This window comes from Frateuria edaphi (genome assembly GCF_021117405.1).
Lineage (GTDB): Bacteria > Pseudomonadota > Gammaproteobacteria > Xanthomonadales > Rhodanobacteraceae > Frateuria_A > Frateuria_A edaphi.
In genome coordinates this window covers 775,188-787,999 of record NZ_CP088251.1, presented here as the reverse complement: position 1 = coordinate 787,999, position 12,812 = coordinate 775,188, and the positions used below count along the sequence as shown (strand labels likewise).

Below are 12,812 nucleotides of genomic sequence, written 5' to 3'. Positions count from 1 at the left end.
TGGGTCTATCGGCTGCCGGACGGGGTTCTTGAGCAGGGGAACGTGCGGGCGTCGCGGTTTCCGGAGACAGGAGCGCCCTTGGGCGCGACCGCCATGCCTGGATGGCATCGCGGTCGCGCCCAAGGGCGCTCCTCCGGGAAATCTGGCGGTCAGGCGGCCTTGCGGCGGCTGTGCAGGCGCACGAGGCCGGCGATGTCGACGATCAGCGCCACCGCGCCGTCGGCCAGGATGGTCGCGCCGGACACGCCCTGCACGCGGCGGTAGTTCGCTTCCAGCGACTTGACCACGGCCTGCTGCTGGCCGACCAGGCCGTCGACGAACAGCCCCACGCGGGAACCGTCGCCCTCGACCACGATCAGCAACCCCTCCTCGATCGACCGCTTGGCGCCGTCGCAGCCGAACAGTTCGTGCAGGCGCAGCACCGGCAGGTACTCACCGCGGAAGCGGAACAATTCGCCGCCGCCGACCACGGTCTTGAGCGCCTCGGGCTTGAGCTGCACCGATTCGACGATCGACACCAGCGGCACGATGTAGCGCTCCTCGCCCACCGCGGCGGTAAGGCCGTCGATGATCGCGAGCGTGAGCGGCAGGGTGATGGTGAACACGCTGCCCTGCCCCGGCTTGCTGCGGATGGTGACCGTGCCGCCGAGGTCGGAGACGTTGCGGCGGACCACGTCCATGCCCACGCCGCGGCCGGAAAGGTCGGTGGTGACCGCGGCGGTGGAGAAGCCCGGCTGGAAGATCAGTTCGCCGACCGCCTCCTCGCTCAGGCCTTCGCCGCTGGCGATCAGGCCGCGCTCGATCGCCTTGTTCACGATCGCCTCGCGGTTGAGGCCGGCGCCGTCGTCGGACACCTCCACCACGATGTTGCCGCCGCGATGGAAGGCATCGAGCTTGAGCGTGCCCATCTCGTGCTTGCCGGCGGCGCGGCGCTTGTCCGGCATTTCCAGGCCGTGGTCGATCGCGTTGCGCACCAGGTGCACCATCGGATCGCCGATCTTCTCCAGCACCGTCTTGTCCAGCTCGGTCTGCTCGCCGTGCAGCTCCAGCTTCACCTGCTTGCCGAGCTTCTGGCTCAGGTCGCGCACCAGTCGCGGGAAGCGGTTGAACACCGAGGCGATGGGCAGCATGCGGATGCCCATCACGCTTTCCTGCAGCTCGCGCGCATGCCGGGCAAGCTGGATCAGGCCCTGCTGCAGCAACGGCAGCCGGGCCGGGTCGAAATCCTCGCGGAAGGTGTCGAGCATGGACTGGGTTATCACCAGCTCGCCCACCAGGTTGATCATGCTGTCGATCTTGTCGATCGCCACGCGCACGGAACTCGATTCGGCGCTCGCCTCGCGCGTGCCACGCGCGGCCGCCGCATCGGCGATGTTCGCCGGGGCGGGCGCCGCAGCCGCGACGGGCGTCACGACCGTGCTCGGCTTGGGCTCGATGGACAGCTCGCACTCGCCCTCGACCCAGTCGAACACCGCCGCGATGTCCTCGCGCTTGACCGGCGCCTTGAGCTCGATGTTCCAGCCCAGGTGGCACTCGGACGGGTCCAGCTTGTCCAGCGAAGGCAGGCGCGAGAGGTCGGCCTCGATGGAGAGTTCGCCCAGCCCGGCCAGCTCGCGGATCAGCCGCAGCGGATCGTTGCCGCCCGCGAGCATGCCCGCGTGCGGCTGGAAACGGATCATCCACGCCTCGGCCTGGTCCCCGGCACGGCGGGCCGGGCCCGCCTGCGCGGGCGCCTCGCGGCCCATCATCGCCGCCAGTTCGCCACGCACGCCGTCGGAGACGGCGTCGTTCAACGGCTGGCCGGCCCTGGCACGGTCGAACATGCCGCGCAGGCAGTCGACCGAGCGCAGCAGCAGTTCGACGATCGGCTTGTCGATCGCGCGCTTGCCGCCGCGGACCTCGTCCAGCAGCGACTCGGCCTCATGCGTGAACGAGGCCATCTCCGGGAAACCGAAGGTGGCCGCGCCGCCCTTGATCGAGTGCGCCGCGCGGAAGATGGTGTGCACCAGTTCCCCGTCGCCGCCCTCGTCCAGCGCGAGCAGCGAGGATTCCATCGTGTCGAGCCCTTCCAGGCTCTCCTCGATGAACACTTGTTGGAACTGCGCCAGGCCCGCGTTGCTCATGGGTGTTTCTCCGCGGCTTTAGCCGAGCACGCGCTTGACCGTGGCCAGCAGCTGGTCCGGGTCGAACGGCTTGACCAGCCAGCCGGTGGCGCCGGCGGCCTTGCCTTCCATCTTCTTGTCCGTGTGCGACTCGGTGGTCAGCATCAGGATCGGCACGCCCTTGTACGCCGGGCGCGTGCGCAGCTCGCGCACCATGCTGATGCCGTCCATCACCGGCATGTTGACGTCGGCCAGCACCAGGTCGAACCCGCCCGCGGCCGCGGCGTCCAGCGCGAGCTGGCCGTTTTCCGCCTCGGTCACCTCGTGGCCCGCGCCGCGCAGGGTGTAGGCCACCATGCCGCGCATCGACGCCGAATCGTCCACCGCAAGAATCTTTGCCATCGTTTTTCCTCAGTTGTTTCAGGCCGCCGCAGCGACCGGTAGATCAAGTGCCTTGACGAGGCCGAGCGTGTCCGCCGCCTCGCACAATGTGGTGCTCGCGCCCCGCCAGCTGACTTCGCAACCGCGCGAGAGGGCCTCGCGGCGGAACAGCGTCAGCAGCTGCAGCGCGGCCGTGTCCACGCGCTCGACGGCACTGCCGTCGATCTGCGTGGCCGGTGCGTCCAGCGCGCCCAGCAGATCGGCCAGCAAGGCCGACTGCGCCGCCATGCGGCAGTCGGCCGGCAAGCCGATTTCGACCGTTCTGGGCTGTTTGAGCTCTCGTTTGCTGCCCATGCTTACCTCCGCGTCGTACCGGGCCCCTGCCCAAGGCATATCGGCGCAAAGGCCGATGCCTTTAGCCGGGCGCGTGGGACGCCGGAAACCGCGCGACAAAAACCCGTCGGCCCGCCTCGTTTGCACGAAGCGGGCCAGTCGCCGGGTCTGGGCCAGCAGGAGCGGTTGTTCACGAACGCATGCGGCTACTCGTGTTGGAACCAGCCGTGTTCGACCGCCGCCCCTGGCGGCAAGCGCGTGCGCTCGCCGGTGACGAGGTTGAAGATCACCGGATCCGCCTCGGTGTAGGCGTGCTCACCCGAGCCCACGTAGTGCAGGCGGTTGGCGAGCAGGCATGTTCCGTCCCTGGACCAGGCAATCGGCTCATAGTTGATGTCGGTCGGATTGTTGGTAAGCCGGCGCAGGCGCCGTTCGCTGGGACGGGTCGCCGCATCCATGACGTAGAGGTCGCCGAAGAGGTCGTATGCCAGGCGTTTGCTGTCCGGAGACCACACCGGATTGCTACCGTAGCTGACCAACCCCGACTCGGCCCCGGTCGCAAGCTCGATCAGGCTCAATTGTTCGGCCCGGTCGTAGTTGATATCGACCGCCCAGGCGGCATCCGGCGACAGGAAGAGACGCGAACTGGAAGGCCCGTTCAGTCGGCGCAGGAAAATGCGGGTGGCCAGGCCCGTGCGCACGTTCACCCGATAGATGCTCTGGTCGGTGGGGGGCTCGAGGCCGCCGCCGATCTCAGTTTCGCCAAAGAACAGCACGCTCTTGCCGTCCAGCGACCATTGCAGCCTGACGATGAGGGCGTCCTCGGGCAGGCAAAACAGGCGCCGATGGTTTTGCCCTTGCCCACCGACGATGTGCAGGCAGTTGGAGTTTTCGATGTAGGCAATGCCGCCGGGGCCCCAGACCGGCTGTAGACGCACACCGATACCCTGCGTGATGCGCCTGACCCCGCCGCCCTGGCGATCCATCACCCACAAGTGCGAGCGATCGAAGATGCCGTCACGCGACACCTCGAAGACGATGTTCGAACCGCCGGGCGACCAGCCGCCCAGGTCCCGATACACGCCTTCCTCGGGGGGCATCAGGTAAGCCTCGCGGCCCCGGGTATCGACCACGGCAAAGCCGGTCCCCTTCTGGTCGCTGTTCACCACGAGCTGGCGGGCCACCAGCACTGCATCGCCTTGCGCGACTCCGGCGCGTGAAGGCATCGGCGCGGACAAGCTGGCCACGGTCAGCGCCAGCACGGAATAAACCAAAGCAGACGTTTTCATGCCACGTTCCTCGCGGGTGTGTTCCCCCTGATTGCGTGGCTGCCCCGGGCATGGCATGTCCCCGCCGGGCTGGGCCTTGCGGGGGCGAGGCGACATCGGGATAACGGGCAGCCGATTTCAAGCGGCTCCGGCACAGTGCGCCCACGCCTCCCCGTGGACGCCTGCGAAAATTCTTGCGGACGCTGCGCCGGATCCGGTGAAACGCGCGGCTAGGGAAGGTCTGCCCTGATTTCACGCGAATTTCATGGTCGCGGCCGCTATCGCCCCAAGGCTCAAGTTATCGTCGTTCGGGTCGATTCCTTTACCGACTGCACGGAACCGGCCCAACCTGCCCGGCCGGCAGGCAGGAGACCCGCGTGATCATCCAACCCACCAGCCTCGCTGCGATGACCTGGGCGGGTGCCGCCTCCGGTGCCGCGTCGGAAAGCTGGCGCGTGGGCGCGGTGCTGCCCGCGCGTCCGCTGGGCATGGGCGACCAGGGCCGGATGGTGCTGCAGATCGGCGCGCTCACGGTCGAAACCGACCCGCTGGGCATCCCGCTGCCCTCGCAGTTCCAGGTGCGCGTGCTCGCCATGGGCAATCCGCCGTTGCTGGAGATCCTTGCCGGCGCCGCCACCGACCCGCGCGTGCAACAGGCGCTGCGCGAACGACTGCCGCAGCAGAACGGCTACGCGCCGCTGCTGGCCACGCTCGGTGCGCTCGCGCAGCGGCCGGTGGTGCGGCAGCTGCCCCCGGCCGTGCGCGCCGCGCTGGCACTGCTCGACCAGGGCGTGCGCACGCCGCAAGACATCAGCCGCCCGGAGGGCCTGCGCGAGGCGATCGCCCGCAGCGGCCTGTTCCTGGAATCGCAACTGGCGCGCCCGCGCAGCAACCCGATGCCGCTGGGCGACGAAGACTTCAAGGCCGTACTGCTGCGCCTGGCAGCGCTGCTCGACCGGCAACCGCGCCTGCCCGCCCACGTTCCCTCCAGCAACGCCGATACGCCGCCGCCGCTGCGCCAGCGCGGCCTGCAGGCCCAGCCGCGCGCGCCATTGGCCATGCCGTTCGCCGACCTGCCCGCGGACGAGGACGTCAACCAGTTGCTCGGCCGCCTGCGCGGCGACGTGCATGCCGCGCTCGCCCGGCTGGAAATCGCCCAGCTGGACGCCGCCGGCGCGCAGGCCTGGATGATCGACATCCCCCTGCAGGGCCCCGACGGACGCGACGTGCTGCAGTTGCACCTCGAGCAGGGCCAGGACGCCGAGACCGGCGCCGGCACGTGGACCCTGGGCTTCGCCATCGACCTGCCCGCGCTCGGGCCGCTGCAAGGCGAGCTGCAACTGCGCGACCTGCATTTGAACGTGCGCCTGTGGGCCGAGCGCAGCGCCACCACCGAGCGGCTGGAACGCCAGTTCACCCCGCTGCGCCAGCGCCTGGCCGCCAGCGGCCTGCAATTGGAACAGCTGAGCTGCCAGACCGGCCTGCCGCAGGGCCGCAGCCACGCCAGCGCCCTGCTGCTGAAGGCCACTGCATGAGCAACGGCCTGCCGCCGCCACAACGGCGCGTCACCCTGCGTCTGGCCGGTCCGGAGACCAAGCCCGCGCCGATGCCGCCCGAAGCGCTCGACCTGCTGCTGGCCCGCGCCCGCGCGCTGGGCTTGCCGCTGCACCACGATCCGCAGATCGCCGCGGTACTGGCCGCCCTGCGCCTGCGCGAGGACGTCCCGGTGCTGCTCTACGCCGCCGCCGCCGCGGTGCTGGCGAGCGCGTACGACGCGAGCGACGAGTCCGCTGCGTAACCTTCGCCGCAGGCCGCTGCCGTTGCGATGAGGCCGTTCCGTCGCGTCGACGTCACGCTGTTGCGCCCGGCGGTCGCGCGGGCGCCCAGCGCCCCTGCATGCACGCAACCGGACGGCTGCTGTCCAGGCTGCTGACGCTTTCTGCACGCAAGGCTCGCTATTCCTCACGTCCTTGGAACCGCGGGGACCGCCTGCCCGCGGGAACGATCGGGATGTCGGGGGTGCGAGAGTGCGCAGGGGATTGACCGTGCGCGTGCTGGGGAGCGCGCTGATTGCGGGGGCATGGCCGCTGCTGGCACATGCCGCGTCGGTGCAGGAGCTCGTCAGCCAGGGCAACGGTCATGGCGCGCCGCCCTGTCAGTCCTGCCATGGGGCGGACGGCGCGGGCCAGGCAGCGGCGGGCTTTCCACGCCTGGCTGGGCTGGATGCCGCTTATGTCGCCAGACAACTGGCCGACTACGCCGCCGGCACGCGCGCCAACGCCGTGATGCAACCGATCGCGCGGGCTCTGTCCGAGGACGAGCGGCAGGCGATCGGCACCTACTACAGCCGACTGCCCGTGCCGGCGATTCCGCCTTCGTCGCAGCCGTCGGCGAACGACCTGGGCGCGACGCTCGCCACGCGCGGGCGCTGGTCGCAACGGGTGCCGGCCTGCGAGCAATGCCATGGTCCCGGCGGCGTGGGCGTGGGCGCCCACTTCCCGCCGCTGGCCGGGCAGCCGGCGAGCTACATCGAGGCGCAGTTGAAAGCCTGGCAGCAGGGCGCGCGGCGCAACGATCCGCTGCAGCTGATGCAGCACCTGAGCCGTGCGCTGAGCGCCGAGGACATCGCCGCGGTGGCAAAGTGGTTCGCCGCGCAACCGCTTCCGGCCGGGAGCGGCGGACGATGAGCAAGCGCCTCTACCTGCTGCTCGCCACGCTCGCGCTCGGCGGATGCGCCGATCGCAGCCCGATGGATGCGCACGCCGCCGAAGTCGCGACGCCATCGACCAAGCCGCCGATCTTCGCGCCACCGTCCGAATCGGCCATCCCGCAAGGGCCGTACGGCGACATGGTCCGGCTGGGCCGCGAGATCTTCCTGCACACGCGCAAGGCCGCACCGGCCTACGTCGGCAACGGGCTCGCCTGCGTCAACTGCCACCTGGACGCGGGACGGCTCGCCGACGCGGCGCCGCTGTGGGGCGCCTATGGCATGTATCCGCAATACCGCAAGAAGAACGGCCACGTGAACAGCTACGGCGAGCGGCTGCAGGGCTGCTTCATGTACAGCATGAACGGCAAGGCCCCGCCGCTGGACGACAAGGTGATGCTCGCGCTGGAAACCTATTCGTCGTGGATGGCGCAAGGCGCGCCGCACGGCGTGAAGCTCGAGGGAGCCGGTTACCCCAAGGTCCCGGCGCCGGCAAGGAAACCGGACTACGCGCGCGGCCAGGCGGTGTTCCAGCGCGACTGCGCGCTCTGCCACGGCGCGAATGGCCAGGGCCAGAAGGTCGCCGGCGACTATGTCTTCCCGCCGCTATGGGGACCGGACTCGTTCAACTGGGGCGCCGGCATGCACGAGCTGGACAAGGCCAGCGCGTTCATCAAGGCGAACATGCCGCTCAGCCGCGGCGGCAGCTTGAGCGATCAGGAAGCCTGGGACGTGGCCATGTTCATGGATGCGCACGAGCGCCCGCAGGATCCGCGCTTCAAAGGCGACCTGGCCGCCACGCGCAAGGCCTTCCACGACACGCCGATGTCGCTGTATGGCCAGCGTGTCAACGGCCACCTGTTGGGTGCGCAACCGGCGCATTGAGCGACCGGCCGAGCAGTGTGCGCAGCGTCACAACCACCATTGCGGGCCCTGGTTTTTGCCTGCCAATTCACGCGCCGTTCCTACACTGACTGGCGCATTTCGCGAGCCGGGGCGACCCGGCCGGAGGAGACCACTCAGGGATGTCCCAAAGCAAAGCGACCACCATGTCCGACGATGATCTCGCCCCTTCGCCGATCCGCCGCATGCTGGCCTGGAGCGGCGTCGTCCTGCTGCTGGTGGCCTGTGCCGCGGCCGTTGCCTTCACGGTCTCGCGCCCGCGCCCCGACCCGCGCCTCACCTACCCGCGCATCCATGGCGCCGGCGGCGTGTTGCCGGTGGGCCCGGACGCGCTGATGCCCTCGACCCGGGCCGACCATCGCCTGTACATCGACATCGACAGCGACGAACCCAGCCACGGTGAAATCAACCGGCGGCTGCACACCGCGGCCAAGCTTCTCAACCTGTATGCGCTGGCGGGCGTGCCCAACGACAAGGTGCACCTGGTGGTGCTGTTCTACGGACAAGGCGTCGACCTCGCGCTGTCGGACGCGGCCTACCGGAAGAAGTTCGGGCGCCCCAACCCGAACGCAGGCTTGATCCGGCAACTGCACCAGGCCAATGTGGACATGGTGGTGTGCGGGCAGGCGCTCGGGCACCAGAACTTCGTGGCCGCCAACATCCGGCCGGGCATGAAGCTCTCGCTGTCGGCGCTGACCACGCGTGAGGAGCTGCAGGCGGCGGGCTACGGCGAGGTGCCGAAAGAGCCGGATTGATCCGGCAAGGTCGCCCCTTCCGCCGGTCGGCTCCCTCCCCCCGTCAACGGGGGAAGGCTCGGTCGGGGAGCTCTACGCCAGGGTTGTTCCTTCCCCCGCCTGCAGGGGAAGTGCCGGAGGGCGGATGGGGGCAGCCTTGCGGCGAGCCCACACTTACGCCGCATCCGCCTCCGGCAACCGGCACAGCCGGCGCACGTCCAGCAGCGCGACGAAACCACCCTTCCATGGCAACACGCCGATGACCGGATCATCCACCCGCGCGGCGCGACCTGGCGGCGGCGGTGCGACGGCATCGGCGCCCGGCAACAGCAACTCGCCCACCGCATCGACGCGCAGGCCGACGGCATGGCTGGCATGGTTGAGCATCACCACGCGCACGCTGTCGGTGTCGCCATCGCGCGGTGGCAGGCCTAGCCGGCGGCGGCCATCCAGCACCGGCACCACGCGTCCGCGCAGATGGCGGATGCCGAGCAGGTCGGCAGCGGCGCCGGGCACCGGCGTCACCTCGCCGACGCGGATCACCTCGCTGACCTGGACCAGCGGTGCGGCGTAGGCCTGGCCATCCAGTTGGAAGGTGAGCCAGTGCTGGGTGTTCGGGGTGGCCGGAGCATTCATGGCTTGGTTTTCATGGTAGTGGCGGCGCGGCTCATTTGCCGTGCCCGGGCGTGACGATCAACGGTGGCTCGACGACATGCACCGCAGCCTTGGGCGTGCCTTCCGTGGCGCCGGCCTTGGCCAGTCCCGCGCCCGGCGGAACAGGCGTGGCGGGCGCATCGGCGGGCGGCGCGACGTCGGCAAGCTGGCCGAGCCGATCGGCGTCGCCGGAATAGCGCGTCGGCGTGGCGTGGTCGCTCAGCACCACGACCAGGACGCGGCGATTGCGGTTGCGGCCTTCGACGGTGACGTTGTCGGCCGCCGGGCGGAACTGGCCCCAGCCGATGATCCCAAGCCGCGAGGGGCTCACCCCGTGTTCGGTGAATAGCCGCGCCACGCTGGCGGCGCGGGCGGCGGACAGTTCCCAGTTGGACGGAAAGACGGCCGTATTGATCGGCTTGTCGTCGGTATAGCCCTCGATGCGCAAGGGGTTGCCGAACGGCGCCAGGATGCCGCCCAGGCTGCTCAGCACCGCATCGGCCTGGTGCGAGAGCTGCGCCACGCCGCTGGGGAACAGGATGTCGGTGCGGATCTCGATCTCCAGCCAGTTGGCCGTGCGGCGCACGACGACCTGCTGCCTGTCGATCAGCGGTTGCAGCGCCTTTTCCACCTCGTGCTGGATGCGCGTGAGGTTCGCTTGGCGCTGCGCTTCCTGCGTGGCTTGCACGTCGCGCAAGGTCTCGTGCGGGGCGCGTTCGGCGACCATCCGCCGCGGCGCCGGGCGCAACGGGATCGGCACGGCCACCGGCGCGACGGCCGCGCCGGGCTGGCCCTGCGGCGCGGCGATGGCCGGGTCGACGTTGTGCGGCTTCGCATTCTGTGCCGGCATCGGCGCGATCACGTGGCTGGAGCCGTTGAACGCCTCGATGATCGACTCGGACATCACGCGGTACTTGCCCTCGTTGACGACCGAGACCGCATACATCACCACGAAGAAAGCGAGCAGCAGCGTCATCAGGTCGGCGTAGGGAATCGCCCAGGCCTCATGGTTGACGTGATCCTCGTGGTGATGCTTCTTTTTCACGAGAGATACCCCTGCAGCTTGGCCTCGATCTGCCGCGGGTTGTCCCCTTCGGCGATCGACACCAGACCTTCGACGAGGATCTCGCGCATCTGCGTCTGCTTGCGCACCAGGCCCTTGAGCCGCGCGGACATCGGCAGCATGAGGAGGTTGGCCAGCGCCACGCCGTAGATGGTGGCGACGAAGGCCGCGGCGATGCCGTGGCCCAGCTTGCTGGGATCGGCGAGGTTCTGCATCACCGCCATCAACCCCATCACGGCGCCGATGATGCCCATCGTCGGGGAGTAGATGCCGGCGTTCTCGAACACCTTGGCGGCGACCAGCTCGTTGTGCTCGCGCGCCTCCATCTCGACCTCGAGCACGCCGCGGATCGCGTCCGGCTCGCCGCCGTCGACCAGCATCTGCAGGCCCTTGCGCACGAAGCCGTCGCTTTCCTCGTCGATCCTCGGCTCGAGGCCGAGCAGGCCCTGCCGGCGGGAGATCTCGCTCCAGCCGATGATGCGGGCAATCAGGTCCGAGGGCTGGAACACCGGCGGGCGGTAGACCATCGGCAGCATGCCCAGCGCGCGCTTGAGCACGCTGCCGGGCGTCTGCACCATCAAGGCGGCGATGGTGCCGGCGAAGACGATCACGAACGCGGCCGGGTTGACCAGCGCGCCGACCGTGGAGCCTTTGAGGATGGTGCCCACGATGATGACCAGGAAGGCCAGGATCGTGCCGACGAGGCTCACCACGTCCATGTCAGCCCGCCGCCCTCAGTGACGGCAGGAGCTGCCCGCCATCGTCGGCCAGGCCGGCCAGGTCCAGCACCAGCGCGAGCGCACCGTCGCCGGTGACCGTGGCACCGGCGATGCCCGGCAGGCCCTCGAACAGCGGACCCAGCGGCTTGGCCATGACGTCCTCGCGGCCGAGCACCTCGTGCACCAGGCAACCGATGCGCTGGTGGCCGATGTGCAGCACCACCACGTGGCGCGGCGCGACGCCGACCACGCCGGCCCAGCCGGCCAGATCGCCCAGCGGCAGCGCGCGACCGCGGTGGTTGGCGACCAGCCGGCCATCGAGCATGCGGTCCTGGCCCGCGGACAGTTCGAACACTTCCTCCACGTTGGACAGCGGCAGCGCGAACAGGCGCGGGCCCACGCGCACCATCAGCACGCGCAGGATCGCCAGGGTCAGCGGCACGGTCAGCTGCAGTTCGCTGCCCTGGCCGAGCTTCGAGCGCACCTGCAGGGTGCCGCCGAGTTCGGCCACGCGCGTCTTGACCACGTCCATGCCGACGCCGCGGCCGGAGATGTCGGAGATCTGCGCGGCGGTGGAAAAGCCCGGGCGGAAGATCAGTTCGTAGCACTCGTTCTCGCTCAGGCGCGCGGCCTGGGCCGCGTCGATCACGCCCTTCTCGACCGCCTTGCGCTTGAGCACCTCGGGGTTCATGCCGTGGCCGTCGTCGCTCACCGCGATGACGATGCGCTCGCCGCGCTGGCTGGCGGACAGGCGCACCGTGCCACGGCGCGACTTGCCGACCTTGACGCGTTCCTCGGGCATTTCCAGCCCGTGGTCCAGTGCGTTGCGCAACAGGTGGATCAGCGGATCGGCGAGCGCCTCGACCAGGCTGCGATCGAGGTCGGTGCCCTCGCCTTCGGTCACCAGGTCCACTTCCTTGCCCAGCTGGCGGGCGAGGTCGCGCACGATGCGCGGAAAGCGCTGGAACAGCCGGCCGACCGGCTGCATGCGCATGGACAGCACCGCGCCTTGCATCTCGTCGGCGACGCGGTCGAGTTCGGCCGCGGCCTGCGCCAGCATGTCGTCGCCGCTCTTCTGGGCCAGGCTCTGCAGGCGGTTGCGGACCAGCACCAGTTCGCCGGCGCGATTGACCAGCGCGTCGAGCCGGCCGGTATCGACGCGCACGCTGGTCTCGGCCGGCGCGGCCGCGCGTGCGGGCGCGGGCGCAGGCGCAGGCGCCGGAGCGGCGGTTATGGGCTGGGCGCCGGGGGCGGCGCCCTTGCCGTGCAGGTTGTCGAGCAGGGCCTCGAATTCGTCGTCGGCGATAGTCGTGCTGGATGCCGGTACGGCGCTGGCGCCGGGCGCCGCCGTGCCGTGCAGGTTGTCCAGCAGCGCCTCGAATTCGTCGTCGCTGATGTGGGTCGGTGACGGCACGGCCGGCGCCGGTGCGACGGTGCCCGGCGCGGCGGTGCCGTACAGGCTGTCCAGCAGGGCCTCGAATTCGCTGTCGTCGATGCTGCCGTCCGCCGGCGGTGCGGCCACGGGCGCGGCGACCGGCGGCGGCGCGGGCGCCGCGGCGCCGGGCGTCAGCCGCTTGAGCAGCGCAGGCGGCGGCATGGCCATCGAGGTGCCGCCCCGCAGCGCATCCATCATCGCGTTGAGCAGGTCCAGCGCTTCGAGCAGTGCGTCCATCCTCGCCGAATCCAGCACCAGCGCGCCGTTGCGGGCGACGTTGAGCAGGTCCTCGGCGTGATGGCACAGCTGCACCATCGGCTCGATGGCGAGGAAGCCCGCGCCACCCTTGACCGTATGGAAGGCGCGGAACACCGCGTTCAGCAGCTCGGCGTCGCGCGGGCTGGCTTCCAGCTCGACCAGTTGTTCCGACAGGCGCTCGACCAGCTCCCCGGCCTCGACCAGGAAATCGTCGCGCAGTTCGGCGTCGAGCGAGGGATCCATTCGCCTGGGACT

At 69.9% G+C, this 12,812-nt stretch carries 13 protein-coding genes; 5 read left to right on the top strand and 8 right to left on the bottom strand.

Annotated features, from left to right (window positions below; all coding sequences use genetic code 11):
- Positions 1-149 precede the first annotated feature (149 nt).
- From LQ772_RS03540 to LQ772_RS03525, 4 genes are all read right to left on the bottom strand, one after another.
- Positions 150-2,123, bottom strand: a complete 1,974-nt coding sequence (locus LQ772_RS03540; RefSeq protein ID WP_231324062.1) for a chemotaxis protein CheA — start codon at positions 2,121-2,123, stop codon at positions 150-152.
- Between the two features lie 18 nt (positions 2,124-2,141).
- Positions 2,142-2,504, bottom strand: coding sequence for a response regulator (locus LQ772_RS03535; protein WP_209616977.1), 363 nt, complete (start codon positions 2,502-2,504; stop codon positions 2,142-2,144).
- A gap of 18 nt (positions 2,505-2,522) precedes the next feature.
- Positions 2,523-2,837 carry an STAS domain-containing protein gene (locus LQ772_RS03530; RefSeq protein WP_231324060.1) on the bottom strand — a complete coding sequence of 105 codons (315 nt, stop codon included), beginning with the start codon at positions 2,835-2,837 and terminating at the stop codon, positions 2,523-2,525.
- Between the two features lie 185 nt (positions 2,838-3,022).
- Complete coding sequence (locus LQ772_RS03525) at positions 3,023-4,105, bottom strand: TolB family protein (RefSeq protein WP_231324058.1); 1,083 nt, start codon at positions 4,103-4,105, stop codon at positions 3,023-3,025.
- A gap of 356 nt (positions 4,106-4,461) precedes the next feature.
- Between LQ772_RS03525 and fliK the strand changes: the two genes are divergently transcribed.
- The 5 genes from fliK (at position 4,462) to LQ772_RS03500 (ending at position 8,449) form a co-directional block, all read left to right on the top strand.
- On the top strand, positions 4,462-5,619 hold the full coding sequence (fliK, locus tag LQ772_RS03520; RefSeq protein ID WP_231324057.1) for a flagellar hook-length control protein FliK: 1,158 nt from the start codon (positions 4,462-4,464) through the stop codon (positions 5,617-5,619).
- On the top strand, positions 5,616-5,882 hold the full coding sequence (locus LQ772_RS03515) for a flagellar biosynthesis protein (protein WP_231324055.1): 267 nt from the start codon (positions 5,616-5,618) through the stop codon (positions 5,880-5,882). The genes fliK and LQ772_RS03515 overlap by 4 nt, the downstream gene beginning before the upstream one ends.
- A 229-nt stretch (positions 5,883-6,111) precedes the next feature.
- Positions 6,112-6,771, top strand: coding sequence for a c-type cytochrome (locus LQ772_RS03510; protein ID WP_231324053.1), 660 nt, complete (start codon positions 6,112-6,114; stop codon positions 6,769-6,771).
- Complete coding sequence (locus LQ772_RS03505) at positions 6,768-7,676, top strand: c-type cytochrome (RefSeq protein WP_231324052.1); 909 nt, start codon at positions 6,768-6,770, stop codon at positions 7,674-7,676. Before LQ772_RS03510 ends, LQ772_RS03505 begins: the two co-directional genes overlap by 4 nt.
- Before the next feature lie 140 nt (positions 7,677-7,816).
- A complete protein-coding gene (locus LQ772_RS03500) occupies positions 7,817-8,449 on the top strand; it encodes a DsrE family protein (protein ID WP_231324050.1) in 633 nt (210 codons plus the stop codon).
- Positions 8,450-8,602: 153 nt separating this feature from the next.
- Here LQ772_RS03500 and LQ772_RS03495 read toward each other — a convergent pair whose 3' ends face one another.
- The 4 genes from LQ772_RS03495 to LQ772_RS03480 are packed head-to-tail and all read right to left on the bottom strand — an operon-like array spanning position 8,603 to position 12,800.
- Positions 8,603-9,064, bottom strand: coding sequence for a chemotaxis protein CheW (locus LQ772_RS03495; RefSeq protein ID WP_231324048.1), 462 nt, complete (start codon positions 9,062-9,064; stop codon positions 8,603-8,605).
- Between the two features lie 31 nt (positions 9,065-9,095).
- Positions 9,096-10,127, bottom strand: coding sequence for a flagellar motor protein MotD (gene motD / locus LQ772_RS03490; protein WP_231324046.1), 1,032 nt, complete (start codon positions 10,125-10,127; stop codon positions 9,096-9,098).
- Complete coding sequence (locus LQ772_RS03485; RefSeq protein WP_231324044.1) at positions 10,124-10,864, bottom strand: flagellar motor protein; 741 nt, start codon at positions 10,862-10,864, stop codon at positions 10,124-10,126. Before LQ772_RS03485 ends, motD begins: the two co-directional genes overlap by 4 nt.
- A 1-nt stretch (position 10,865) precedes the next feature.
- Positions 10,866-12,800, bottom strand: coding sequence for a chemotaxis protein CheA (locus tag LQ772_RS03480; RefSeq protein ID WP_231324042.1), 1,935 nt, complete (start codon positions 12,798-12,800; stop codon positions 10,866-10,868).
- Positions 12,801-12,812 lie beyond the last annotated feature (12 nt).

Bases quoted from the DNA above. Each gene is read 5' to 3' on its own strand.
- LQ772_RS03540 (WP_231324062.1), bottom strand. From the start codon at position 2,123: ATGAGCAACGCGGGCCTGGCGCAGTTCCAACAAGTGTTCATCGAGGAG.
- LQ772_RS03530 (WP_231324060.1), bottom strand. From the start codon at position 2,837: ATGGGCAGCAAACGAGAGCTCAAACAGCCCAGAACGGTCGAAATCGGC.
- LQ772_RS03485 (WP_231324044.1), bottom strand. From the start codon at position 10,864: ATGGACGTGGTGAGCCTCGTCGGCACGATCCTGGCCTTCCTGGTCATC.
- LQ772_RS03515 (WP_231324055.1), top strand. From the start codon at position 5,616: ATGAGCAACGGCCTGCCGCCGCCACAACGGCGCGTCACCCTGCGTCTG.
- LQ772_RS03480 (WP_231324042.1), bottom strand. From the start codon at position 12,800: ATGGATCCCTCGCTCGACGCCGAACTGCGCGACGATTTCCTGGTCGAG.
- LQ772_RS03525 (WP_231324058.1), bottom strand. From the start codon at position 4,105: ATGAAAACGTCTGCTTTGGTTTATTCCGTGCTGGCGCTGACCGTGGCC.
- LQ772_RS03535 (WP_209616977.1), bottom strand. From the start codon at position 2,504: ATGGCAAAGATTCTTGCGGTGGACGATTCGGCGTCGATGCGCGGCATG.
- LQ772_RS03500 (WP_231324050.1), top strand. From the start codon at position 7,817: ATGTCCCAAAGCAAAGCGACCACCATGTCCGACGATGATCTCGCCCCT.
- LQ772_RS03505 (WP_231324052.1), top strand. From the start codon at position 6,768: ATGAGCAAGCGCCTCTACCTGCTGCTCGCCACGCTCGCGCTCGGCGGA.
- LQ772_RS03495 (WP_231324048.1), bottom strand. From the start codon at position 9,064: ATGAATGCTCCGGCCACCCCGAACACCCAGCACTGGCTCACCTTCCAA.